The 24,690-nt window shown below is 71.6% G+C and carries 21 protein-coding genes; 12 read left to right on the forward strand and 9 right to left on the reverse strand.

Going from position 1 to position 24,690, the window contains the following annotated elements:
• Window positions 1-244: 244 nt before the first annotated feature.
• A complete protein-coding gene (locus LV79_RS26205) occupies window positions 245-2,212 on the reverse strand; it encodes an alpha-1,4-glucan--maltose-1-phosphate maltosyltransferase (protein ID WP_253840895.1) in 1,968 nt (655 codons plus the stop codon).
• Window positions 2,213-2,592: 380 nt separating this feature from the next.
• Here LV79_RS26205 and glgP point away from each other — a divergent pair, with 380 nt between their 5' ends.
• Entirely contained in the window at window positions 2,593-5,133 is a 2,541-nt protein-coding gene (glgP, locus tag LV79_RS26210) for an alpha-glucan family phosphorylase (protein ID WP_253840896.1), read from the forward strand.
• A gap of 222 nt (window positions 5,134-5,355) precedes the next feature.
• On the opposite strand, the gene LV79_RS26215 is transcribed toward glgP, so the two are convergent.
• On the reverse strand, window positions 5,356-6,507 hold the full coding sequence (locus LV79_RS26215; RefSeq protein WP_253840897.1) for a hypothetical protein: 1,152 nt from the start codon (window positions 6,505-6,507) through the stop codon (window positions 5,356-5,358).
• Between the two features lie 80 nt (window positions 6,508-6,587).
• On the opposite strand from LV79_RS26215, the gene LV79_RS26220 reads away from it, so the two are divergent.
• Window positions 6,588-7,181 carry a phosphoribosylanthranilate isomerase gene (locus LV79_RS26220; protein ID WP_253840898.1) on the forward strand — a complete coding sequence of 198 codons (594 nt, stop codon included), beginning with the start codon at window positions 6,588-6,590 and terminating at the stop codon, window positions 7,179-7,181.
• A 91-nt stretch (window positions 7,182-7,272) separates the two neighbouring features.
• On the opposite strand, the gene LV79_RS26225 is transcribed toward LV79_RS26220, so the two are convergent.
• The 6 genes from LV79_RS26225 to LV79_RS26250 all read right to left on the reverse strand — a co-directional run bounded on the left by LV79_RS26225 (window position 7,273) and on the right by LV79_RS26250 (window position 13,081).
• A complete protein-coding gene (locus tag LV79_RS26225) occupies window positions 7,273-7,671 on the reverse strand; it encodes a rhodanese-like domain-containing protein (protein WP_253840899.1) in 399 nt (132 codons plus the stop codon).
• Window positions 7,668-8,228: a cysteine dioxygenase gene (locus LV79_RS26230; RefSeq protein ID WP_253840900.1), complete on the reverse strand. Its 561-nt coding sequence runs from the start codon at window positions 8,226-8,228 to the stop codon at window positions 7,668-7,670. The genes LV79_RS26225 and LV79_RS26230 overlap by 4 nt, the downstream gene beginning before the upstream one ends.
• Before the next feature lie 242 nt (window positions 8,229-8,470).
• Window positions 8,471-10,591, reverse strand: coding sequence for a glycogen debranching protein GlgX (glgX, locus tag LV79_RS26235; protein WP_372495460.1), 2,121 nt, complete (start codon window positions 10,589-10,591; stop codon window positions 8,471-8,473).
• 81 nt (window positions 10,592-10,672) lie between these two features.
• Window positions 10,673-11,287, reverse strand: coding sequence for a hypothetical protein (locus LV79_RS26240; protein WP_253840902.1), 615 nt, complete (start codon window positions 11,285-11,287; stop codon window positions 10,673-10,675).
• Between the two features lie 79 nt (window positions 11,288-11,366).
• Window positions 11,367-12,701 carry a hypothetical protein gene (locus LV79_RS26245; protein ID WP_253840903.1) on the reverse strand — a complete coding sequence of 445 codons (1,335 nt, stop codon included), beginning with the start codon at window positions 12,699-12,701 and terminating at the stop codon, window positions 11,367-11,369.
• A complete protein-coding gene (locus tag LV79_RS26250; protein ID WP_253840904.1) occupies window positions 12,698-13,081 on the reverse strand; it encodes a WXG100 family type VII secretion target in 384 nt (127 codons plus the stop codon). The genes LV79_RS26245 and LV79_RS26250 overlap by 4 nt, the downstream gene beginning before the upstream one ends.
• A 102-nt stretch (window positions 13,082-13,183) precedes the next feature.
• Between LV79_RS26250 and LV79_RS26255 the strand changes: the two genes are divergently transcribed.
• The 7 genes from LV79_RS26255 to LV79_RS26285 all read left to right on the forward strand — a co-directional run bounded on the left by LV79_RS26255 (window position 13,184) and on the right by LV79_RS26285 (window position 20,305).
• The gene (locus LV79_RS26255; protein WP_253840905.1) at window positions 13,184-14,032 is read left to right on the forward strand and encodes an ABC transporter ATP-binding protein; all 849 of its coding nucleotides are present in this window, start codon (window positions 13,184-13,186) and stop codon (window positions 14,030-14,032) included.
• Window positions 14,033-14,102: 70 nt separating this feature from the next.
• Complete coding sequence (locus LV79_RS26260; protein ID WP_253840906.1) at window positions 14,103-14,882, forward strand: enoyl-CoA hydratase/isomerase family protein; 780 nt, start codon at window positions 14,103-14,105, stop codon at window positions 14,880-14,882.
• A complete protein-coding gene (locus LV79_RS26265) occupies window positions 14,872-15,828 on the forward strand; it encodes a class I SAM-dependent methyltransferase (protein WP_253840907.1) in 957 nt (318 codons plus the stop codon). Before LV79_RS26260 ends, LV79_RS26265 begins: the two co-directional genes overlap by 11 nt.
• 148 nt (window positions 15,829-15,976) lie before the next feature.
• Window positions 15,977-16,723, forward strand: a complete 747-nt coding sequence (locus LV79_RS26270) for an acyltransferase (RefSeq protein WP_253840908.1) — start codon at window positions 15,977-15,979, stop codon at window positions 16,721-16,723.
• Between the two features lie 46 nt (window positions 16,724-16,769).
• Entirely contained in the window at window positions 16,770-17,513 is a 744-nt protein-coding gene (locus tag LV79_RS26275; protein ID WP_253840909.1) for a class I SAM-dependent methyltransferase, read from the forward strand.
• The gene (locus tag LV79_RS26280) at window positions 17,510-19,042 is read left to right on the forward strand and encodes a 1,4-alpha-glucan branching protein domain-containing protein (RefSeq protein WP_253840910.1); all 1,533 of its coding nucleotides are present in this window, start codon (window positions 17,510-17,512) and stop codon (window positions 19,040-19,042) included. Before LV79_RS26275 ends, LV79_RS26280 begins: the two co-directional genes overlap by 4 nt.
• A gap of 12 nt (window positions 19,043-19,054) precedes the next feature.
• Entirely contained in the window at window positions 19,055-20,305 is a 1,251-nt protein-coding gene (locus LV79_RS26285) for a glycosyltransferase family 4 protein (protein WP_253840911.1), read from the forward strand.
• Window positions 20,306-20,916: 611 nt separating this feature from the next.
• On the opposite strand, the gene LV79_RS26290 is transcribed toward LV79_RS26285, so the two are convergent.
• Window positions 20,917-21,732: an SAM-dependent methyltransferase gene (locus tag LV79_RS26290; protein WP_253840912.1), complete on the reverse strand. Its 816-nt coding sequence runs from the start codon at window positions 21,730-21,732 to the stop codon at window positions 20,917-20,919.
• Between the two features lie 146 nt (window positions 21,733-21,878).
• Between LV79_RS26290 and LV79_RS26295 the strand changes: the two genes are divergently transcribed.
• The 3 genes from LV79_RS26295 to LV79_RS26310 all read left to right on the forward strand — a co-directional run bounded on the left by LV79_RS26295 (window position 21,879) and on the right by LV79_RS26310 (window position 24,672).
• Window positions 21,879-22,754 (forward strand): Sco1979 family transcriptional regulator, encoded by an 876-nt coding sequence (locus LV79_RS26295; protein WP_253840913.1) that lies wholly within the window; start codon window positions 21,879-21,881, stop codon window positions 22,752-22,754.
• Window positions 22,755-22,971: 217 nt separating this feature from the next.
• Window positions 22,972-23,589: a DUF397 domain-containing protein gene (locus LV79_RS34650; protein WP_308208963.1), complete on the forward strand. Its 618-nt coding sequence runs from the start codon at window positions 22,972-22,974 to the stop codon at window positions 23,587-23,589.
• Window positions 23,590-23,886: 297 nt separating this feature from the next.
• Window positions 23,887-24,672, forward strand: coding sequence for an electron transfer flavoprotein subunit beta/FixA family protein (locus LV79_RS26310; protein ID WP_253840914.1), 786 nt, complete (start codon window positions 23,887-23,889; stop codon window positions 24,670-24,672).
• Window positions 24,673-24,690 lie beyond the last annotated feature (18 nt).

Raw genomic sequence — 24,690 nt, forward strand, 5'->3', positions numbered from 1 at the left:
GGTCTCCCCAGACTGTCCTGTGTGGGCGGTGCCCGCACGCTCGGTCCACCCGCTCACCGCTCGCGCGCGCCGCCAACAAAGGGATTACCCCCGAACCGGGTGATCCATGCCCGCCGGTGATCACCATCTCAGTCGGCGGGAACCGGGTGCTGGACCCGCGAAACCCTGCCCCCGCGCGCCAGCGGCACACCACCGCCGTTCGGGTGATGTGCCGCTGATTACGCCGTTCCGGGGTCGCGCGGGCTCAGCGTCGGATGTGGACGATGTGCGCGACGCTGCCCCACGGGTCGAGCCGCACGTAGTTCCCGTTGCCCCACCGCCAGGTCTGGCCGGACACCTCGTCGTAGGCGGTGTGCGTGGCCTCCGGGTCCAGGCCGAGCGCGGCCCAGTCGAGCCAGAGCACGCCCTCCTGCGGCGACCTCGGGTCCAGGGTGATCAGCACGACGACGGTGTCCCCGGTCTCCGGGTCGGTCTTGGAGTAGGCGATCAGCGCGTCGTTGTCCACGTGGTGGAAGCGCAGCGTCCGCAGCTGCTGCAGCGCGGGGTGCGCCCGGCGGATCGCGTTGAGCCGGGTGATCCACGGCTGCAGCGACCGGCCCTCGGCGAGCGCGCCCGCGAAGTCGCGCGGCCGCAGCTCGTACTTCTCCGAGTCCAGGTACTCCTCGCTGCCCGGCCGCACCGCCTCGTGCTCGTAGAGCTCGAAGCCCGCGTACACCCCCCAGGTGGGGGACAGGGTGGCGGCGAGCGCGGCCCGGATCGCGAACATCGCGGGCCCGCCCACCTGCAGCGACTCGTGCAGGATGTCCGGGGTGTTGACGAACAGGTTCGGCCGCGCCTCGTCGGCGTGCTCGACCAGTTCGACGCCGAAGTCCACCAGCTCCTGCTTGGCCGTGCGCCAGGTGAAGTAGGTGTAGGACTGGGTGAAGCCGAGCTTGGCCAACCCGTAGAGCCGCGCGGGCCTGGTGAACGCCTCGGACAGGAACAGCACGTCCGGGGCGACCGCCTTGACCTGGCGGATCAGCCACTCCCAGAAGTCCGGCGGCTTGGTGTGCGGGTTGTCCACCCGGAACACCCGCACCCCCTGCTCGGCCCACATCAGGACCACCCGGAGCACCTCCGCGTAGAGGCCCTCCGGGTCGTTGTCGAAGTTGACCGGGTAGATGTCCTGGTACTTCTTGGGCGGGTTCTCGGCGTAGGCGATCGTGCCGTCCGGGCGGGTGGTGAACCAGTCCGGGTGCTTGATCACCCACGGGTGGTCCGGCGCGCACTGCAGCGCGAAGTCGAGCGCGATCTCCATGTCCAGCTCGCGCGCCCTGGCCACGAACGCCCGGAAGTCCTCGAAGGTGCCCAGCTCCGGGTGGATCGCGTCGTGCCCGCCGTCGGCCGACCCGATCGCCCAGGTCGACCCGACGTCACCCGGCTCGGCGACCACGCTGTTGTTGCGGCCCTTGCGGTTCTCCTCACCGATCGGGTGAATCGGCGGGAGGTAGACGATGTCGAAGCCCATCGCCGCTACCCGGTCCAGCTCCTTGGTCGCGGTCTTGAACGTGCCGTGCACCGGCTTGCCCTCGGTGTCCAGGCCGCCGGTCGACCTCGGGAAGAACTCGTACCAGGAGCCGTAGAGCGCGACCTTGCGGTCCACCCACAGCTGCACCGGCTTGCTCTTGGTCACCAGCTCCCGCACGGGGTGCTGGTGCATCACCCGCCTGGTGGACTCCGCCAGCGCCTCGGCGATGCGCGCCGAGAGCGGCATGGCCTCGTCGCGCAGCGCCCGCGCCGCCGACACCAGCAGCTTGCGGTCGCTGCCCCGGTCCGGCCTGCGGCCGACCCGCTCCAGCAGCCGCGCGCCGATCTCCAGGTCGTTGGCCAGCTCGCCCGCTTGCTGCCCGGCGGCGACCTTCACCTCGACCGTGTGCACCCAGGTCGCCCACGGGTCGCTCCAGGCGTCCACCCGGAAGGTCCACAGGCCCTCGGTGTCCGGGACGATGTCGGCGATCCACCGATCGGGCTCGAGACCGTCGGGCCGCATCCGGGTGCGCCGCGCCTTGCTGTCGCCGGGACCCCGCCAGCTGACCGTCGCCGCGATCGCGTCGTGGCCCTCGCGCCACACCGTCGCCCGCACCGGGATGTGTTCGCCCACAACGGCTTTGCCGGGGTACCGGCCGCAGGACACGAGGGGGGACACGTCATCGATGCCAAGCCGACCGCTCACCGGTCAGGCTCCTCTCCGTCGGGTGCTTGCCCACAGTCTGCCCGGTGCGGCCGGATCCGACCCACCCGGGCGGGGGATGGATCTTGACAACGAGGCCTGGGATGACTGCTGGACCTGGGGGACCTCCGGGGTAGGTACCCAGTCAGGGTCAACGGGAACCGTCACCCGATCGACGGTGGTGTTGCCGGGGCGTGGCATCTTGGCCGCCCCGGTGCCCGGTTGGTCCTGTGTGGTCACCCGCCGCGCCCGGGCCGCTCGGCGACATTGCGACCATTCCCACCGGAGCGCACCCGCGCTGATCTGCGACAACTCCGGATCGGCGCGCACGGCGGCGCGCGCACGGCTTGCTCGATCCAGGCAGGCCAGTAGGGTCGGATTCCGTGAAAGCCGTACGTCGATTCACCGTCCGCGCCGGGTTGCCCGCGCCGCTCGCCGATCTCGGGGTGCTCGCCACCAACCTGCGGTGGACCTGGCACCCGCCGACCCAGGACCTGTTCGCCGAGGTCGACCGCGACATCTGGGCGGCGGTCGGCGGTGACCCGCTGCACCTGCTCGCCCAGGTGCCCGCCGAGCGGCTGGACCGGCTCGCCGCCGACCCCGCCTTCCTCGACCGGGTCGCCGGGGTCGCCGACGACCTGCGCCGCTACCTCGGGGAGCCGCGCTGGTACCAGCGCCACGACACCGGGCACAACGGCAGCAGGTTGCCCGCGTCCATCGCCTACTTCTCGATGGAGTTCGGCGTCACCGAAGCGCTGCCCAACTACTCCGGCGGCCTCGGCGTGCTCGCGGGCGACCACCTCAAGGCGGCGTCGGACCTCGGTGTCCCGCTGATCGGGGTCGGCCTGCTCTACCGCTCCGGCTACTTCCGGCAGTCGCTCTCGCTCGACGGCTGGCAGGTCGAGCACTACCCGGTGATCGACCCGAACGGGTTGCCGCTGGAGCCGCTGACCGAGCCGTCCGGCGCGCCGATCCTGGTGCACGTGGCGATGCCCGGCGGCCGGGTGCTGCGCGCGCGGATCTGGAAGGCCCAGGTCGGCCGGGTGCCGCTGCTGCTGCTCGACTCCGACATCGAGGAGAACGCCGACGACCTGCGCGGGGTCACCGACCGGCTCTACGGCGGCGACCAGGACCACCGCATCCGCCAGGAGATCCTGGCCGGGGTCGGCGGCGTCCGCGCGGTGCGCACGTACTGCGAGCTGACCGGGGTCGCCCAGCCGGAGGTGTTCCACACCAACGAGGGTCACGCGGGCTTCCTCGGCCTGGAGCGGCTGCGCGAACTCGTCTCCGGGCAGTCGCTGGACTTCGACCAGGCGCTCTCGGCGGTCCGCGCGGGCACGGTGTTCACCACGCACACCCCGGTGCCCGCTGGCATCGACCGCTTCCCAGTCGACCTGGTCCAGCACTACTTCGGCGACGGCACGCTGCTGCCGGGCATCGACCTGCGCCGGGTGCTGGCGCTGGGCGCCGAGGAGAACCCGGGCATGTTCAACATGGCCCACATGGGACTGCGGCTGGCCCAGCGCGCCAACGGCGTGTCGATGCTGCACGGCGCGGTCAGCCGGGACATGTTCGGCGGCCTGTGGCCCGGGTTCGACACCGACGAGGTGCCGATCAGCTCGGTCACCAACGGCGTGCACGGCCCCACCTGGGCGGCCCGCGAGATGACCGAGGTCATCGGCGACCCGACCGACGAGGGCTACACCGGCGTCGCCGACTCGGTGTCCGACGGGCAGCTGTGGTCGCTGCGCGGCCAGCTGCGCCGCCGGTTGGTCGACGAGATCCGCGAGCGGGTCCGCGCGGCCTGGCTGCAGCGCGGCGCCTCGGCGCTGGAGCTGGGCTGGACCGACACGGTGTTCGACCCGGACGTGCTGACCGTCGGCTTCGCCCGGCGCGTGCCGACCTACAAGCGGCTCACGCTGATGCTGCGCGACGCCGAGCGGCTGCGGGCGCTGCTGCTGCACCCGCAGCGGCCGGTCCAGCTGGTCGTGGCGGGCAAGTCGCACCCGGCCGACGACGGCGGCAAGGCGCTGATCCAGCAGATCGTCCGCTTCGCCGACGACGCCGGGGTCCGCCACCGCATCGTGTTCCTGCCGGACTACGACATGAACATGGCCCGCTACCTCTACTGGGGCTGCGACGTCTGGCTCAACAACCCGATGCGCCCGCTGGAGGCCTGCGGCACCTCGGGCATGAAGGCAGCGCTCAACGGCGGCCTCAACCTCTCCATCCGCGACGGCTGGTGGGACGAGTTCTACGACGGCAGCAACGGCTGGGCCATCCCCACCGCGGACGGCGTCACCGATCCCGTGCGGCGCGACGACCTGGAGGCGGCGGCGCTCTACGAGCTGCTCGGCTCCCAGGTCGCCCCGCTGTACTACGACCGCGACGCCGCCGGGGTCCCGACCCAGTGGATGGCGATGGTCCGCCACACGCTGTCCTCCCTCGGCCCGCGCATCCAGGCGACCCGCATGGTCGGCGAGTACGTGGAATCGGCGTACGCCCCCGCCGCGGCCGCCGGTGCCCTGGCCCAGGTCGACGACTTCCGGGTCGCCAAGGACCTGGCCGACTACCGGCACCGCCTGTTCAGCGCGTGGAACCGGATCAAGGTCGTCGACTGCGAACTGGCCGTCGAGGACAACCACTCCCCGGTGATCGGCGAGGTCGTCCGCGTCAACGCGACCGTCGACCTGGCGGGCCTGACCCCCGCCGACGTCGAGGTCCAGGCCGTCATCGGCCGCGTCGGCGACGCCGACGACCTCACCGACGTCGTCACGGCCATCATGACGCCGACCGAGAACGGGCACTACACAACGGAACTGGCTCTCCCGCACGCGGGCGCTCTCGGCGTGACAGCTCGGGTCCTGCCTCGGCACGGCCTGCTGGCCACGCCCGCGGAACTCGGCAAGGTCGTCCTGGCATAGGTGGGTTCCGGTGCACCCACGTCGGCTCGGTCGCGCGTGGGTGCACCGGAAGTCACGGTTTCCGGTGGACGAGGCGGCTGCGGGTCAGCCTTCGAGGTGGCCGCCTGGTCGGGGAGTCACGTCATGGACGACTCGACTGCCCTTGTGCGGCAACCGATCGTCGGCCGCGCGCGACTCCATTGCGTTGTCCGGCAAGCGAATCACGGTCTGCGGGCCGCTCGGTCAGGAGATGTCCAGCCTGCTGCGGGTTTCGGCGACGCGCGGCCACCAAGCGACGACCTGTTCGGCCTCGGCGAGGGCGGCGCGGGCGGCTGTGTTGTCGCCCGCGGCCATGTGTGCGCGGGCGAGGGTGGCGAGGTCGTCCGCGCGGCCGAGGCGGTCGTCGCAGGCGTCGGCGGAGTAGCGGGCGAGGCTGATGGCCTTGGTGGGGTTGCCGAGGATCAGTTCGCGCAGGGCGCGGCAGCCGTCGAGGCGGTGGGTGGGGTAGCCGAGGGTCTCGGCGTTCTCCAGGGCCTGGTCGGCGGTGTCCATGCCCAGTTCCGCCGCCAGCTGGCCGGATTCGACGGTCGCGTAGGCCAATCCGGCCAGCGCGGCGAAGGAGACGGCTGCCTCCTGGGGTGTCTGGGTGGTGTCGCCCGCGATCGCCATGGCCTGCAACAGGGCTTCGGCATAGCGGCCTTGTGCTTGCAGGACAAGGACTCTGGCCGCCGTCGCGGTGCGCAGGGCCGGGTAGCGGTCCGAGAGCTCCGCGGCCATCGCCGACGCGCGGGCGAGCTCGCCGTCCTGCACCGCGTCCACCGTCGCCGTGACCAGGGGTGCCGCGTCGAGCTGTTGCGCTTGGACGCCGGTCATGCGGGGCAGGTTGAGCACGAGCCAGCCCGTTGAGGTCGAGCCGGGGAGTTTGCGCGGCACCAGGGCGTGGGCGACTGCTGCCGCGCAGGCGATGGCGAGGCCGAGCGTGAAGCCGTTGGAGACCGACAGGGCCGTCACCGCGACCGTGGCCAGAGCGGCGACGGCCGAGCACAGTGCCGCGCCCCACATGCGTTTGCGGGCAGGCGCCTTGCCCGGGCCGACCGACACCGACATCAGCACCGGGACCGCTCGCAGCACGACCGCGCGGCGGGCAGTGGTCCAGTCCGCGACGCGGGTCCCGATGCCGAGGACGACCTTGTGCACCCGCGCCCCGAGCACCACCGCGCCGACCAGCATGCCGACCTGCAGCGACATCAACCCCAGCAGCAGCCCCACCAAGGCGCCGACGACGCCCCACCCGACCTCCCCGGCCGACCGGTAGCCGAAGCCGACAGCCGCGCACACGACCGCGGTCAGGATGGTGAGGGGGTGGCGGACCACCCGGGTGAGGCGCACGAGCAACAGACGCCCCGGGCTGGGGTGGGGTTCCGCAGGTCAGGGACGTGAGGAATCTGCGTGTTCCCAGTCGTTAGGCTCATGGCATGTTCGTCAAGGTCTGCGGGTTGCGCACCCCCGGCGACGTCGACGCCGCCGTCACCGCGGGCGCCGACGCGATCGGGTTCGTCTTCGCCAAGAGCGTCCGCCAGGTGGGGGTCGAGCAGGCCCGCGACCTGGCCGCCCGCGCCCCGGCACACGTGCTCACCGTCGGCGTCTTCAGCGGCATCGACGCCGAGGAAGCCGCCCGGCTGACCGTCGACGCGGGGCTCGGCGCACTCCAACTGCACGGCGACTACCCGCGCGCGGCCTTCACCTCCGTGGTCGGCGGCCCGTTCCAGGTCATCCGCGCCACCACCCTCACCCCGGACACCGACATCGACCTGTGGGGCGCGGACATGCTCCTGCTCGACTCCCCGACCGCGGGCTCCGGCGAACGCTGGGACCTGTCCACACTGGACACCAGGCGCCCCACCGGCCGCTGGCTGCTCGCAGGCGGCCTCCGCCCGGACAACATCGCCACCGCCATCCACGCCGCCCACCCCTGGGGCGTAGACGTCTCCAGCGGCGTCGAATCCACCCGAGGCACCAAAGACCCCGCCCTCATCCGCGCCTTCCTCGCAGCGGCCCGAGCCGCCTGAACAAAGCCCCAGAGTCAGCGAGCCAGTAAGGGACGCGCGGGTTGCCTGGTCAGGACCACGTGATCAGGCAACCCGCGCGAACTGGTGTGGGTCAGGGGACTGCGGGGGTGCCGCCGTCGCGTACGGGTAGGCCTGCGGCGTGCCAGGCGCGGAAGCCGCCGATGAGGTCGGTGGCGTGGGGGAGGCCTAGGGCCTTGATGTCGCGGGCCGCGAAGCTTGAGGCGTAGCCCTCGTTGCACAGGACGATCACGGTGCTGTCCGCGTCGAAGCCGGGGATCCGGTGGTCGCCTGCGGGGTCGAGGCGCCATTCGAGGTGGATGCGCTCGACCGGGATGGAGCCCGGGATCTCGCCCTCCTCGAGGCGGTTCACCACGGGCCGGATGTCGATGAAAACCGCCTCCCCGCGTTCGTGTAAGGCGTTGGCGGCGAGGGGGTCGATCCGGGTCAGGTCGGCGCGGGCGGCGGCGAGGTGGTCGTCGACGGCACTCATCCGGCGAGCCCGGAGAAGCCGGCGAGCCGCGGCGCCGGGAGGGCGGGGATCTCGTCTGGCACGTCGCGCAGGGTGGCGTACTCGCGGGTCGGCACCAGGGGCGGTGAGTAGGCGTGCACGCTGGCGGCCTTCACCTGGCCCAGGTTGCGGACCTGGTGCGCGCGGCCCTGGCCGAACCCGATCGACGCGCCCTCGGCGTGCTGGTGCTCGCGGATCGGGCCGGACGGGTAGCGGTAGGTCTCGGACAGGTCGCCGAACAGGACGGTGAACGACCCGGCCGCGCCGCCGTGGTCGTGCGGGGCGGTGCCCTGGCCGGGCAGCCACGACAGCAGCCACAGCTCCACCTCGTCGGTCACCGCGAGCTGGGTCCACCAGCGCTGCGGGCTGGCGAAGCGGACCACCTCGACCAACCGGGTGCGGAAGTCCGCGGCGACCGACGAGGTCAGCTCGCGCAACTCCCGCGGCGTCCACAGCGGATCGCGCGGGGCGATCAGCTCGTGCAGGCCGGGGTGGTCGAAGCGGGGGTGGACGTCCTTGCTCAGCGCTGGCGCGGTCATCTCTGGTCTCCTCGTCGGTGTGCGCGGGCTCACACGGGACGCGGCGGCACCAGGCCTAGTGGGACAGGGGGGTCCGCCGCGGGCGTCTACAGCCGCAGGAGGCGACGAGCAGCAGGTCGACGGTGCGGTCGCGCCACAGCGGCGGCGACTGCGTCGAGGACGGCTCTGACCGGGTCACGACGCGATCGTGGCATGGGCCAACCGGCCCAGCCACGGATCTCACGGACTGGTACGAACCCGGCTCAGGGGCTGATCCGGGGCGCCCGCAGCAGCAGTGTGCTCCGCCCGGGCAGGGTGATCCGCTTGCCCGGCGGCAGCGGGTCGGTGTCCTTCGGCACGCCCCGCGGCGTCCCCGAGTCCAGCACCGGGATGTAGCGGCGGCCGTACCGCTCGGACGGCAGCACCACCTCGACCTGGTCGGCGCCGGAGTGCAGCAGCAGCAACCACGAGTCGTCGGCGACCAGTTCCCCGTCGCGGTCGCGCGAGAGGCACTCGGACCCGTCGACCCACATGCCCAGCGTGCGGCGGGACTCGTCGAACCAGTCCTGCTCGGTCATCGGCTCGCCGTCGGGCCGCAGCCACAGCAGGTCCGGTTCACCGGATCGGGTGGGCCTGCCGTCGAAGAACTGCGGCTGGCGCAGCGCCGGGGACGCGGCCCGCAGCGCGATCAACCTGCGGGTGAAGGCCAGCAGGTCGTCGGCCCTGGGGTCGGCGCTCCAGTCAACCCACGAGGTCTGGTTGTCCAGGCAGTACGCGTTGTTGTTGCCGTGCTGGGTGCGCCACCGCTCGTCCCCGGCCAGCAGCATCGGCGTGCCGGTGGACAGCAGGAGCGTGGCCAGCAGGTTGCGCGCCTGCCGGTCGCGCAGCGCCAGCACCCCGGGGTCGCCGGTCTCACCCTCCGCGCCGCAGTTCCACGACCGGTTGTCGTTGGTGCCGTCCGCGCCGTGCTCGCCGTTCTCGTGGTTGTGCTTGTGGTCGTAGGAAACCAGGTCGCGCAGGGTGAACCCGTCGTGCGCGGTGACGAAGTTGACCGACGCCCACGGCCGCCTGCCCGCGTACAGGTCCGACGACCCCGACAGCCGGTACGCCAGGTCCCGCAGCCCGGTCCCGCCGCGCCAGAAGTCGCGGGCGCCGTCGCGGAACCGGCCGTTCCACTCGGCCCACTGCGCGCCGAACCCGCCCACCCGGTAGCCCTCCCCGGTGGCGTCCCACGGCTCGGCGATCAGCTTGCGGTTCGCCAGGACCGGGTCGGTGGTGATCGCGGTCAGCAGGGTCGCGTCGGGGTCGAAGGCCCCGGCGTGCGGGCGGCCCAGCGCGCTGGCCAGGTCGAGCCGGAACCCGTCGACGCCCAGCTCGGCGGCGAAGTAGCGCATCGAGTCGACCACCAGCCGCACCACCGTCGGCGACCCCGGGTCCAGGGTGTTGCCGCAGCCGGTGATGTCGCGGTCGCGGCCCTCGTCGTCGATGGCGTAGTAGGCGGGCGCGTCGAACCCGCGGAACGACAGCGTCGGCCCGGCCACCCCGCCCTCGCAGGTGTGGTTGTAGACGACGTCGAGTATCACCTCGATGCCGACCGCGTGCAGCGCGGCCACCATCGTGCGGAACTCCTCCACCTCGTGCCCGGCCCGGCTGGCGTACCCGGCGTGCGGCGACAGGAACCCGAGCGTGGAGTAGCCCCAGTAGTTGTGCCTGCCCGAGCGCAGCAGCATCGGCTCGTCGGCGTGGGTGTGCACCGGCAGCAGCTCCACCGCCGTAACCCCCAGCCGCACCAGGTGCTCGACGACCGCCGGGTGCGCCAGGCCCAGGTAGGTGCCGCGCAGGTGCTTGGGCACGTCCGGGTGCAGCTTGGTGAAGCCCTTGACGTGCAGCTCGTAGACGACCGTCTCCTCGAACGGCACGTCCGGGCGGCGGCCGGTGTCGGGGCCGCCGGGGGAGGTGACCACCGACAGCGGCACCCCGCCCAGGGAGTCGGTGCGCGACGGACCGCCGGTCATCGGGTCGCCCCGGTAGCCGCGGGTGGCGGCCAGGTCGGGCACCGCGCCGGTGACGCGCCTGGCGTACGGGTCGACCAGCAGCTTGTGCGGGTTGCAGCGCAAGCCCCGGCGCGGGTCGTACGGGCCGTGCACCCGGTAGCCGTACCGCTGGCCGGGGGTGACGCCGGGGACCACGCCGTGCCAGATGCCGAAGGTGCGCTCGGTCAGCTCCACCCGCTGCTCGACCTGCTTGCCGTCCTCGTCCTCGGCGACCAGGCACAGCTCCACCGCGTCGGCCACCGAGGAGGCGACGGCGAAGCGCACCCCACCCGCCTCGGGGTGGGCACCGAGCGGGAACGGGCTACCTGGGCGCGGGGCTGAGTGCGGCACCACCCCATCCTGGACCAGAGAGCCGACGCTATCGAGACGCGCGGACCCAACCAAGATCGGATCGAGACGTTCCCCCGCTGCTCAGAGCCCGAAGGTGTGGTGCTCGAACGAGTCATCCACCACCGGTTCGGCCGAGCGCGGCGCTACCCCGGATGGACTAGCCGAAGCGACCAGCTCGGTGAACACCGACTGGTGCGCCGCCCACCCGCGCGCGGACGGCGCGGACAGGGTGAGCAGCAACATCCGCCCCTCCCCGGGCTCCGGGACGAACGCCTGCAACTGCAACGCCACCGGCTGCCTCGCCCTGACCTGCTCAACCCCGGGAATCCGCTGCGCCACCACCACCGGCCCCAACGCACTCTCCACCAGGATCGTCTGCCGCACGTCCGGCCCCCCGACATCCTCCACCGAATCCCGCAGCGCATCGGCGGTCTCGATGTCCCACCCCTCCGGCACCTCCAGCGCCACGCCGGTGAGCAGCGCTGGGTCCGCCACCTCGGACACCACCACGGCCATCAGGAAGGCGCCTTGCCGGAGCACACCCTCTACCGCCTCGGCCGCCAGGGCCTCCAGGTCGGCTGCGGCACCTGGGGGAGCGTTTCTCAGGCGACCGATGATCTCGGCGTACTCCCGGACCGCTGCGGCGGGGTCGTGGAGGGGGAGCTGCCGGACTTGGGCGGGCATGGCGAGCCTCATCTGGCGTGCTCCTTCGGGCGCGCGGTTCCCGGCGGGAGGGTTGGTGGGGTCTCGCCGCGCGTGGTGAGAGTTGTGGGGGTCACTTGGCGTGCTCTCGGGTGCTGGCGGCGACGGTGTTGACCAGGGCGCTTTCGGCGCTGGTGCGGCCTGGGTTGCCTGCGAGCTTGAGCAGTTCGAGTTCTCGCCGTTGTTCTGGGGTGAATTGGACGCCTGCGGCTTGGGCGGAGCGGATGGCTGTGTCGATGCTGGCGGAGTAGGCCTCGCCCGCGGCTCGGAGGCGGCCGAAGGCGTCGCGTTGGGCGGGGGTGAACTTGGTGGGGTCCTGGAAGCGGGCGGCGATCTTGTCGCCCTTGTCGCGGAGGTCCTTGGCGGCTTTCTCGCGCAGGGCGGCGCCGGTGGAGCCTTGTTCGGCGGCGAGGCGGCGCAGGGTGCGGACGTCCTTGACGGCCTTGCCGATGCCCGCTGAGGTGAACCCCTCGACCGCCCCGTCGCGGGCGCCGGTGACCGTCCGCCGGACCCTGCTGCCCGCCTCCACCGCGTCGCCGGTCAGGCGTTTGCCCGCGCCGACGACCCCCGACGTGATGGTCCGGCCCGGGACCAGCCCGAGGCCGATGTCCACCCACGACGGCGCGTTCGACGAGCCCGCGGCCTTCTGCGCGAGCCCGGTCAGCGCGTTGATCCCGCCCGACGCGGCGGACACCGTCCCCGCGACCGGTGCCACCACCTCGCCGACCCCCGGGATCAACAGCGACCCCGCGGCGATCGCCGCCGAGGCGCTGGAGATGATCCCCGAGGTCTTGCCCACGCCGTCGAGTGTCTGCACGACCCAGCCGTCGTTCTCCGGCTTGAACACCTCGTCCGGCCCGCTGCGGATCTTCTCGGCGGCCTGGTCGGCTTCGTTGCGGTGCTTGCGTTCGAGCCGGTGCGCGTCGGAGATCACCTGCTCGAAGGCCGCCCGCGCCTCGCCTGCAGCCCGGACAGCCCCCAGGAACGCGTCGTACCGAGCGCCGTACGACGGGTGGCTCGCGTCGCGCGGGATCGCCCCGGCCGCCCTGGTCTGGGCGTCCCCGGCGTCCGCCATCCGCTCCTTGAGCCGCTTGGCCCGCGCCTCCAGCTCCTCGGCCTTGTCCTGGTTCGCCGTCATCCGGCCCGCCCAGGTGGTCAGCGCCTGGCTGACCTTCTGGATCGACTCGGCGCCCTTGGCGATGCCCCTGGGCAGGTCGTCGCCGTGGTCGCTGAACTCCTCTGCGGCCGACCCGCCCCACTCGGCGTCGTCGGTGATCTTGCAGGCCTCGGTCAGCCGGGGCCCGACGGCGGCGAGCATGACCTGCGCTTCCGCCAGTTCGACGAGCATCGCCTGGACCGCGGACCGCTCGCCGGGGGTCGGGTCGAACCCGAGCGTGGGGTAGTTCACGGCGTGCCCCCGGTCAGGTCGTTGAGCCGCGCCTGCTGGACGGCCGCGCCCCCGCGCAGCGCGTTGACCTGCGCCTCGGCCACACCCCGCTCGACGGCGAACCGCATCCGGTCCGCGCCGCCCTGCTCGACCTGCTCGTAGTTGGCCACCGCCGAGCGCACGTTGTCGGCGATCTTGCCGATCTTGTCCCGCATCGCGCCGAGGTCGTCGCGCCACTGGTCGGCCACCTCCTGGGCCGCCGCGGCGATGTCGCCGGGGCCCAGATCACCCGCCGACAGCGCCAGCCGGTCCGCCGCGACCTCGACCTCGTCGGCCAGTGCGCGCAGCTCACCGACCCGGATGGCCAGGCTGGTGGTGTCGACCGTGTACCCCGATGACATGGGCGCTCCTCTCGTGCCGGGCAAGTCAACCCCGTACCGGGCCGCGGGAGGAGCCGGGGTGCGCAGGGAGGCAAACGCACAGCACCGGTGGGCAAAGGCAGAATGACGGCCGTGACCTCGCGGACTCAGGCCGACACCGGACCCGACAGCACACCGGAAGACCTCGACGACCTCGTCCTGCACATGGCGGGGGTCGGGGTGCGACGCGGTACCTCCGACCTGCTCAAGGACCTCGACTGGCGGGTCGAGCTCGACGAGCGCTGGGTGGTGCTCGGCAGCAACGGCGCGGGCAAGACCACCCTGCTGCGGCTCGCGGGCGCCGAACTGCACCCCACCACCGGCGTCGTGCACGTGCTCGGCGAGCGGATCGGCCGGGTCAACGTGTTCGAGCTGCGCACCCGCATCGGCTTCGCCACCGCCGCGCTCGCGGGCCGGGTGCCCGCCGAGGAGAAGGTGCGCGACGTCGTCGTCAGCGCCGGGTACGCGGTGCTCGGCCGCTGGCGCGAGGAGTACGACCAGCTCGACACCGGCCGCGCCGACGAGCTGCTCAAGACCCTGGGCATCGCCGGGCTCGGCGAGCGGACCTTCGGCACCCTGTCCGAGGGCGAGCGCAAGCGGACGCTGATCGCCCGCGCGCTGATGACCGACCCCGAGCTGCTGCTGCTCGACGAGCCCGCCGCCGGGCTCGACCTGGGCGGCCGCGAGGACCTGGTGGCCAGGCTGACCGACCTCGCGCTCGACCCCGACGCCCCCGCGACCGTGCTGGTGACCCACCACGTCGAGGAGATCCCGCCCGGGTTCACCCACCTGCTGCTGCTCTCCCAGGGCGGCGTGGTGGCCCAGGGGCTCATCGACGACGTCCTCACCAGCGAGAACCTCTCGGCGACGTTCGGGCAGTCGCTGGAGCTGGAGCGCTCCGGCGACCGGTTCTTCGCCCGCCGCCGGGCCTGATCACCTACCGACAGGTAACCTTCCGGCTCCGCCACCAGCGGGGCCGGCTATCAGCAGGAGGGCACAAGCCGTGGGTGAGTTCGTAACGCTTGAGGTCGAGGACGGCATTGGCACCATCCGGCTGGGCAGGCCGCCGATGAACGCGATCAACCGGCAGCTGCAGGCCGAGCTGCGCGAGGCCGCGCACGAGGCGGGCACCCGCGCCGACGTCCGCGCGGTGATCGTCTACGGCGGCCCGAAGGTGTTCGCGGCAGGCGCGGACGTCAAGGAGTTCGCCGAGATGTCGTACACCGACATCGCCGACTACGCCCCCGAGCTCAGCGCCTCGGTCACCGCCGTGGCGCGGCTGCCCAAGCCGACCGTCGCCGCGATCACCGGCTACGCGCTCGGCGGCGGCTACGAGCTCGCGCTGGCCTGCGACCGGCGCATCGCGGGGGACAACGCCAAGGTCGGCCAGCCCGAGGTGCTGCTCGGCCTGATCCCCGGCGCGGGCGGCACCCAGCGGCTGGCCAGGCTGATCGGCCCGAGCCGCGCCAAGGACATCGTCTACACCGGGCGCTTCGTCGACGCCGCCGAGGCGCTGGCGATCGGCATGGTCGACGAGGTCGTCGCCCCCGATGACGTCTACGACGCCGCCCGCCGGTGGGCCGGGCAGTTCAGCCACGGCGCCTCGCGCGCGCTGGCCGCCGCCAAGGCCGCCATCGACACCGGCCTGGACACCGACCTCACCAGCGGCCTCGCCGTGGAGACGAACCTGTTCGCGGCGCTGTTCGCCACCGAGGACCGCACCACCGGCTTGCGCTCGTTCCTGGAGAACGGTGCGGGGAAGGCGCGTTTCGATGGCCGCTGACCCCGCGCCGAACCCGCACGCCACCGCCGAGCAGGTCCAGGCCGCCTACGCCGACCCGAAGCTGGCCAACGTCCTCTACCACGACTGGGAGGCGGGCACCTACGACGAGAAGTGGTCGATCTCCTACGACCAGCGCTGCATCGACTACGCCACCGGCCGGTTCCGCGCGGTCGCGGGGGACCAGGGCTGGCCGTACCCGACGGCGATGGAACTGGGCTGCGGCACCGGGTTCTTCCTGCTGAACCTGATGCAGGGCGGGGTGATCGCGAAGGGCTCGGTCACCGACCTGTCGCCCGGCATGGTCGAGGTCGCCCTGCGCAACGCCAAGGGCCTGGGGCTCGACGTGGACGGCCGGGTCGCCGACGCGGAGCGCCTGCCCTACGACGACAACAGCTTCGACCTCGTCGTCGGGCACGCCGTGCTGCACCACATCCCGGACCTGCCCACCGCGTTCCGCGAGGTCCGCCGGGTGCTCAAGCCGGGTGGCCGCTTCGTGTTCGCGGGTGAGCCCACTCGTATCGGCGACCGCTACGCGCGCAAGCTCGGCCAGGCGACCTGGTGGCTCACCACGAACCTGACCAAGCTGGCCCCGCTGCGCTCGTGGCGCCGCCCGCAGTCCGAACTGGACGAGTCCTCGCGCGCCGCCGCCCTGGAGGCCGTGGTCGACCTGCACACCTTCGACCCGACCGAGTTGGAGACCACGGCGCGCGACGCGGGCCTGGTCGAGGTCAAGGCCGAGACCGAGGAGCTCACCGCCGCCCTGTTCGGCTGGCCGGTGCGCACCTTCGAGGCGGCCGTCCCGCGCGAGAAGCTCGGCTTCGGCTGGGCGATGTTCGCCTTCCGCACCTGGCAGCGGCTCTCCTGGCTCGACGACACGGTGCTGCGCAAGGCCCTCCCGCGCGAGCTCTTCTACAACGTCATGATCACCGGTCGCAAGAGCGGCTGACGAGTCCACTCCGGACATCGCGCGGGCGGTTCGCCGATCAGCGCGGAGTTCGGCCACTGGTACACGGGTACCGCGTTCGCCGTTCCCGTGTACCAGTGGCCAACCCGTCCCGTTCGTGCGCCCCGGGGATCGGTTAGCGTTGCGGCTCATGACGTCCATGTGGGGTTCGCCCATCGCCAGTCGGGTGCGGTCCTGGTCGCGGCGGGACCCGGAGCAGGCCAGGTTCCTCACCGCGGCGTCGCTGCGCTGGGTGCTGCGCAACCGGGCGTACACCCCCTGGTACCTGGTGCGGTACTGGCGGCTGCTCAAGTTCCGGCTGGCCAACCCGCACGTGGTGCTGCGCGGCATGGTGTTCCTCGGCAAGGACGTCGAGATCCACGCCCGCCCCGGGTTCGGCCGCCTGGAGATCGGCCGCTGGGTGCACATCGGCGACGGCAACGCGATCCGCTGCCACGAGGGGTCGCTGCGCATCGGCGACAAGGCGGTGTTCGGGCGGCAGAACGTGGTCAACTGCTACCTCGACATCGAGATCGGCTCGGCGGCGCTGGTCGCGGACTGGGTCTACATCTGCGACTTCGACCACGTCACCGCCGACATCCACCAGCCGATCAAGGACCAGGGCATCGTGAAGTCCCCGGTGCGCGTCGGCCCGGACACCTGGCTGTGCACCAAGGTCACCGTCACCAAGGGCACCCGCATCGGCCGGGGCAGCGTCATCGGGGCGCACGCCGTGGTCCGCGGCGACATCCCCGACTACACCGTCGCCGCCGGGATCCCCGCCAAACCGGTCCGCGACCGCCGCGCCGCCTACGACGCCGACGCCACCCGCCGCGCCGCCGTCGCCGACATGGCCCGCAAGGCGAGCAAGGCGCTGCGCGAGACCCTGGAGTCCTGAGCACCCCGAGCGGGTACCAGCCAGTAGCCTCGGCTACCGTGCCCCCGTGTCCTCAGGTCCCACGCTCCCCCTGACCGGTGAACGCACTGTGCCGGGCATCGCGGAAGAGAACTACTGGTTCCGCAGGCATGAGATCGCGTATCGCCACCTGGCCCCGCTGTGCGACGGGAAGACCGTGCTGGAAGCGGGCTGCGGCGAGGGGTACGGCGCCGCGCTGCTGGCCGGGCGCGCGACGGTCATCGGGCTCGACTACGACGAGTCGGCCATCGAGCACGTGGGCGGGAAGTACCCGGATGTCCGTGCTGTGCGGGGAAACCTGGCCTCCCTGCCGCTGCGCGACGGGACGGTCGATGTCGTCGCGAACCTCCAGGTGATCGAGCACCTCTGGGACCAGGAAGGGTTCCTGCGGGAGTGCCACCGCGTGCTGCGGCCCGGGGGGCGGCTGCTGGTCACCACGCCCAACCGGATCACCTTCTCGCCGGGGCGGGACACGCCGCTCAACCCGTTCCACACCCGCGAGTTGGCACCGTCCGAACTGGACGAGCTGGTCCGCGCGGCCGGGTTCGCCACCGAGTACCTCGGCGGCGTCCACCACGGGCCCGCCCTGCGAGAGCTGGACGAGCGCTTCGGCGGCTCGATCATCGACGCGCAGGTCCAGGTCGCCGTCGCGGGGACCGGCTGGCCGGAGGACCTGCTGACCGCCGTGGCCGGTGTCGCGGCGGAGGACTTCACGGTGACCGAGCGGGATCTCGACGCCAGCCTCGACCTCGTCCTGGTCGCACGCGCGTGACCGGCTCGCCCACGACCGACGTCGGCGGGTTCGCCCTCGTCCTGCACAGCCACCTGCCCTGGTTGCCGCACCACGGGACGTGGCCGGTGGGGGAGGAGTGGCTCTACCAGGCCTGGGCGCACTCGTACCTCCCGCTGGTCGACATGCTGCGCCGCCTCGGTGACGAGGGTGCGCGCGACGTCCTCACCCTGGGCGTCACCCCGGTCCTCGCCGCGCAGCTCGACGACCCGTACGCGTTGCGCGCCATGCACGACTGGCTCGGGAACTGGAACCTGCGCGCCCAGTTCGCGGGCGTCCGGTGGCGCGGTGACGACCCGAGGCTGCGGGAGATCGCGGCCAGCGAGTACCGGGCGTCGTCGGCAGCGCTAACGGAGTTCGAGTCCCGGTGGCGGCATGGGTTCTCCCCGGTCGTACGGCCACTGGTCGACAACGGCGTCATAGAGCTGATCGGCGGCCCCGCGACTCATCCGTTCCAGCCGCTGCTTGACCCCCGACTGCGAGCGTTTGCGCTAAGGCTCGGTCTTGATGACACAGCGCTCCGGGTTGGTCGCGCGCCAGAGGGCATTTGGGCGCCGGAGTGTGGATACGCGCCAGGGATGGAGTCCGGGTACGCGGCCGCCGGGGTGCGCCGGTTCCTCGTCGACGGCCCGGCACTGCACGGTGACACCGCGTTCGCCCGCACGGTAGGCGACTCTGACGTCCTCTGCTTCGGCCGCGACCTTGAAGTCACCTACCGCGTGTGGTCGCCGAAGGCCGGTTACCCCGGCGACAACGCTTACCGCGACTTCCACACCTACGACCACCCGTCCGGTCTTAAGCCGTCACGCGTCACCGGTCGAAACGTCGCCCCGCACGACAAGAAGCCCTACGAGCCCGCCCTTGCCGCAGAGGCTCTTCAGCGTCACGTGCACGACTTCGTCGACACGGTTGTCCGGCGGCTCAAGGAACTCCGCGACCGCCACGGCCGACCTGGGTTGGTCGTGTCCGCTTACGACACCGAGCTCTATGGGCACTGGTGGCACGAAGGTCCCGCGTGGCTAGAGGGTGTGCTGAGGGCTCTACCTGAAGCGGGCGTGCACGTGACGACACTGCGTGGTGCCGTTGACGCTGGCTACGTGGGCGGCCGGGTAGATCTACCTGCGTCTTCTTGGGGCTCTGGCAAGGATTGGCGCGTGTGGGACGGCGCGCAGGTCGCGGACCTCGTCGACGCGGGCGCTCACCTGCAACGCGACTTGCTCGACCTCGTCGACACCACACCCGCGAGCGTTGGCCGTGACCTGGTGATGGACCAAGTCCTCCGCGAGGCCCTCTTAGCCCTGTCCAGCGACTGGGCGTTCATGGTCACGAAGGACTCGGCCGCCGACTACGCCCGCCGCAGGGCAGCGGTCCACGGCGAGCGCTACGCCGAACTCGCGGCGCTGGTCAGGGCCGGGTCGGGGCCCCGGGCACTGGCGCGGGCGGCGGCGTTGCGGCAGGTCGACGGTCCGTTCGGCGGACTCGATGCCCGCACGCTGCGTACCCGGAAGTAGGGTGGCCGGACCATGCGCGTGCTGATGTTGTCCTGGGAGTACCCGCCGGTGGTCGTCGGCGGCCTCGGCAGGCACGTGCACGCCGTCGCCCGGCACCTCGCGGCGCTCGGCCACGAGGTCGTCGTCCTGTGCAGGCACGAGGCGGGCACCGACGCGCACACCCACCCCACCGAGGACGGCGTGCGCGAGGGCGTCCGGGTCGTGCGGGTCGCCGAGGACCCGACGCACCTGGTGTTCGAGCAGGACCTGGTGGCCTGGACGCTGGCCATGGGCCACGCCATGGTCCGCGCGGGCCTGGCCCTGCTGCGCGACTGGCGCCCCGACGTCGTGCACGCCCACGACTGGCTGGTCACCCACCCGGCGATCGCCCTCGCCGAGCAGGCGGGCGTGCCGCTGGTCGCCACCATCCACGCCACCGAGGCGGGCCGCCACAGCGGCTGGCTCTCCCAGCCGCTCAACCACCAGGTCCACTCGGTCGAGTGGTGGCTGGCCAACCGCGCCGACGCGCTGATCACCTGCTCCTCGGCCATGCGCGCCGAGGCCGCCCACCTGTTCGATCTCGACCCGACCGCCGTCACCGTCATCCACAACGGCATCGAACCCCGCGACTGGCGCATCCCGGCCCGCGCCGTCCGCACCGCCCGCGCCCGCCACAGCCCCGACGACGCCCCACTGCTGGTCTTCTTCGGCCGCCTGGAATGGGAGAAGGGCGGCCACGACCTCATCGCCGCCCTGGCCAAGATCCGCCGCTCCCACCCTGGCACCCGCCTGGTCATCGCGGGCAAGGGCTCCCAATCCGACAACCTCGCCGACCTCGCCCGCAAACTCCGCGTCCGCCGCGCGATCGACTTCGTTGGCCACCTGTCCGACCGTGCACTCGTCGCCACGTTGTCGGCCGCTGACGCGGTGGTGCTGCCTAGCCGGTACGAGCCGTTCGGGATTGTGGCGCTGGAGGCTGCTGCTGCGGGGGCGCCTTTGGTTGCTTCGACTGCTGGGGGGTTGGGGGAAGTTGTGGTGGAGGGATCTACGGGGCTTTCCTTTGCACCGGGGGATGTTGACGCGCTCGCTGGTGCTGTCCGGCGGGTGCTGAACGATCCGGTGGGGGCTCGGCGGCGGGCTCGTGCGGCTAAGGCGCGGCTCCCGGAGGCGTTTGATTGGGGGCGGATCGCGGAGCAGACGGTGGGGGTTTATCGGGCGGCTGTTGTGGGGGAACGGGAACCGCTGGGACGCCCGAAGATCGCCACGGGGAATGCGTTCGGGTAGGTCTGGTTCGGGGCGTCCGTGGGGTGGTTATCCACAACGGCTTGAGTTGTCCACAGGCGCTGCTTTCAGCCTCACTGCGCTTGCGTGCCCCTGGGTAGGCTGTGTATTCGGGGGTCTTTGGGGCGGGTTGATCTTGCTGGCCGTGGGCGGCAAGGCGTTGAGCTGGGGGTCTCTGGCTTTCGGTGCCTTCGCTGCGCTGCGGTAGACGCCTCGGCTGCGCCATCGGACAGGCGCGAGTTTCGAGCGAAGCTCGATGCGGCGAACTTGTTTTGCGTGGGGCCCCTACGACACCCGTGGCAGGACCGCAAAGCAGGGGCCGAAAAGCATGGCCCTGTCCGCTACCGACGCTACGGGTATCGCTCCCCCACACAAAACAAGCCCGCCCCATCGAGCCGGCCTGGCACCAGCGCCGTGGTGGAGCGCGTGTGGGCCAACGTCGTTTGGCGGGCGACTCGGGGCCAACGTCGTCGGCGGGCGTCTTGGGGCAATGCGCTCGGGTCCTGGCCAGTCGTGGGTGGTGGGCTGGGACTGGGCGTGGGGACTTGGTGGGGCGTGGGTTGGCGGTGCGGTGGGGCGTGGGCCAGCACCGTGTGGTGTTGGGGTGCGGCGGGTTAGCGCTTGATGGCTAGGGCGCCTGCGATGCAGTACTGGACTTGGTCGAGGGGTTTGAGGCGGGGGCCGTCGGGCCACCATTCGGCGCAGAGGGTGAGGCCGGGGTCGATCATGTCGAGGTTGTGGAACATGGCTTGGATGGCAGGGCCGGTGCGGAAGAGGCCGGTGCCCATGGGGCTGTGCAGGAAGACGTCTTCCATGCGGCGGGCCAGGGCTGAGTGTTCGGTTGTCTCCGGGTCGTAGAAGTGGGAGATGCCGACCACTGAGCCTGGAGGTAAGGCGTCGATGTACACGGCCATGATGTCGGCGGGGGGGCGGGCGCCGTCGTAGTGGTGGATGGTGCCCATCTGGAAGAGGGCGATGGGTTCGGTGAAGTCGAGGTTGCGCTGGACGGTCTCGTTGGCCAGGACCGCTTCCGGCTCGAAGATGTCCTCGGCGATGAAGTGGGTGCGGTCGTTCTCCTCGAGCAGGGCGCGTCCGTGCGCGAGCACCACCGGGTCGTTGTCGACGTACACCACGGTCGAGTCGGGGCGGATGCGTTGCGCCACCTGGTGGGTGTTCTCCGCCGTCGGGAGGCCGGAGCCGCAGTCGAGGTACTGGCGGATGCCGGTCTGCAGCGCGATGAACCGGGTGGCGCGGATGAGGAACTCGCGGTTGTCGAAGGCCAGTTGGGCGGCCTCCGGGGCGACCCGCTGCACGCGGCGCAGGACCTCGCGGTCGATCTCGTAGTTGTCCTTGCCGTTGAGGAACGCGTCGTACACGCGGGCGATGCTGGCCTTCGTCGTGTCGATGTGAACCGGCTCGCGGGGGACCATCGTTCCTCACAGAACGTCGTAGATCGTGGACGTTGCGCACTCAAGGAGTACGCTCACCCTAGGGGTACCCGTGGTGTCGATGCCACGCTGGGTTCCGGCGCCGTGACCGGCGGTGGTGGGACGGAGAGCGGCGGGAGGGACAGGTCGTGGTCGAGGTTGGTGGAGACGGTGGGCAGGGTCCGGGGCCCACGGCGCGCCGGATCGTGCTCGGATCGCAGTTGCGCCGGTTGCGGGAGAAGGTGGAGATCACCCGCGCGGACGCCGGGTACCACATCCGCGGCTCGGAGTCGAAGATCAGCCGGATGGAGCTGGGCCGGGTCGGGTTCAAGGAGCGCGACGTCGCCGACCTGCTGACCCTCTACGGCGTGCACGACCAGACCGAGCGCACCCAGTTCCTCGACATGGTCAAGCAGTCCAACGAACCGGGCTGGTGGCACCGCTACAGCGACCTGATGCCGTCGTGGTTCAACGACTTCGTCGGCCTGGAGGAGTCCGCGGCGCGGATCCAGACCTACGAGCTGCAGTTCGTGCCCGGTCTGCTGCAGACCGAGGAGTACGCCCGGATGCTGGCCAGCCGCGGCAGACCGGAACTGCGCGAGGACGAGGTGGAGCGCCGGGTCGCGCTGCGCATGTCGCGGCAGAAGGTGTTGCAGCGCCTGGACGCGCCGAAGCTGTGGGTGGTCATCGACGAGTCGGTGCTGCACCGGCCGATCGGCGGGCCGCGGGTGCTGCGCGAGCAGATCGACCACCTGCTGGAGATGACCCGGCTGCCCAACATCACCCTGCAGGTCATGCCGTACCCGCTCAGCGGCTACGCGGCCGAGGGCTCGTTCACCATGCTGCGCTTCACCGAGGCGGAGCTGCCCGACATCGTCTACATCGAGCACCTCGGTGGCGCGATCTTCCTCGACCGGGTCGACGAGATCGAGCGCTACAGCCGGGTGGTCGACCGGTTGACCGTCGACGCCGAGACCCCGAGCCGGTCAAGGCAGCTGCTCAGCAAGCGCCGCGAAGAGATCTGAGAAGTCGGATTTCCGCGCCCACCGCCCGTTTGGGCTGGTGGGCGCTTTCGCGTGCGGCACAAGGACAAACCGTTGCCGCAGCAATCTTCTCGTGCGGTTGCCCCTTTCGGATGCACGTGCATTTGCCGGCCCGCTCGGTCGTGTTACGGTCGTCACGATCAACGCACGTGCACCTGCACTGAGTGACCGACTGAGTGACTGCCGAAGGCGAGGTCCAGTGTCTGAGTTTCGCAACGGAATGGCGGCTGACGGGGTGCCCGGGGCGCGGTGGCGCAAGAGCTCCCGTAGCGGCGCGGTGGGCAACTGCGTCGAACTGTCGCCTGTCGACGAGATCCGCACCGCGGTTCGCGACTCGAAGAACCCCTCGGGTCCCGCACTGCTGTTCCCCGGCGCGGTCATCGAGTCGTTCACCCGTGCGGTGAAGGACGGGCACGTCGCGACCACCGACGCCTCGCACGCCGCCGAGGCGTACCTGCGCAAGCTCGTCTCGCGCGGGTTCGAATTCCTGCACCCGCGCGACGCCAGCGGTGAGATCGCCGCCGTCGTCGGGGTGCGCGCCCACCACAACGTCATCGATGTCGTCCGGCTGCACGCCGAGGACGAGGTCATCGCCACCCGGTTGCCCGGGGACACCGACGACGTGCTCAACCCGGACGTGGTGCTCTGGCACCGCGAGGGCTGGGCCGCCGAGGTGCTGCGGCAGATGATCGACCTCCCCGACGACCGGACCCCGGGATCGCTCGGCCAGCTGCGCGACGGAGTGGAGACCGTCGTCAACGGCTGCTGGGTGCCCACGTCCCCGGGGCGGTCGAAGTGGCTGCCCGCCTCCGCGTGAGGCGGTCGGGTCACGGCAACGGCCGGGCGCTGTGATCGGACCAGCGCGCCCTGGTCAATCACACTCCTGAAGGCCACCCCCGCGTCCGGGGGTGGCCTTCAGGCGTTGTGGGCACCGTCACGGCCGCGCCCCGATCGCGCCGTCCACTACTGACTAGTAACATAGGGGTGGCAAAGCCCACCGTGCCCGGCGGTGCGACGGCATGGCAAGGTCAGCCGAACCGCACGAAAATCGGGCTCGCCGGCACACCCGTCGGCCGCCACCACGGTGCTCGTCCCAGGAGGTCGAACAAGACCCATGCCAAACATCGTTGTCCTGGTCAAGCAGGTGCCTGACACCTACTCGGAGCGCAGGCTCGCCGAGGCCGACCACACCCTGGACCGCGAGTCCGCCGACGCGGTGCTCGACGAGATCAACGAGCGCGCCGTCGAGGAGGCCCTGCTGATCAAGGAGGCCCACGGCGGCGAGGTCACCGTGCTCAGCGTCGGACCGGAGCGCGCCACCGAGGCCATCCGCAAGGCGCTGTCGATGGGCGCGGACAAGGCGGTGCACGTCACCGACCCCGCGCTGCACGGCTCCTGCCTGCTGCAGACCACCCGGGTCCTGGCCGCGGCGATCGGCAAGGTCGACGGCGTCGACCTGGTGATCGCGGGCAACGAGGCCACCGACGGCCGCGGCGGCGCCATCCCGGCGATGCTGGCCGAGGTGCTCGGCTACCCGCAGCTCACGCACGCCCGCAAGGTCACCGTCGACGGGTCGGCGATCACCGTCACCCGGGAGACCGACACCGGGCTGACCCACCTCTCGGCGACCCTGCCCGCGGTGGTCAGCGTCGGCGAGAAGATCAACGAACCGCGCTACCCCTCGTTCAAGGGCATCATGGCGGCGAAGAAGAAGCCGGTCGAGACCTTCACGGTCGCCGACCTGGGCATCGACGCCGCCGAGGTGGGCCTCGCCGCGGCGAGCACCACCGTCCTGGAGTCCACCCCGAAGCCGCCGCGCTCGGCTGGCCAGCGGGTCGAGGACGCCGGTGACGGCGGCGCCAAGATCGCCGAGTACCTCATCGGCCAGAAGCTCATCTGACAAGCAGCGAAGGAGGTA

Origin of the sequence: Actinokineospora globicatena, from assembly GCF_024171945.1 — a bacterium.
Taxonomy (GTDB): domain Bacteria; phylum Actinomycetota; class Actinomycetes; order Mycobacteriales; family Pseudonocardiaceae; genus Actinokineospora; species Actinokineospora globicatena.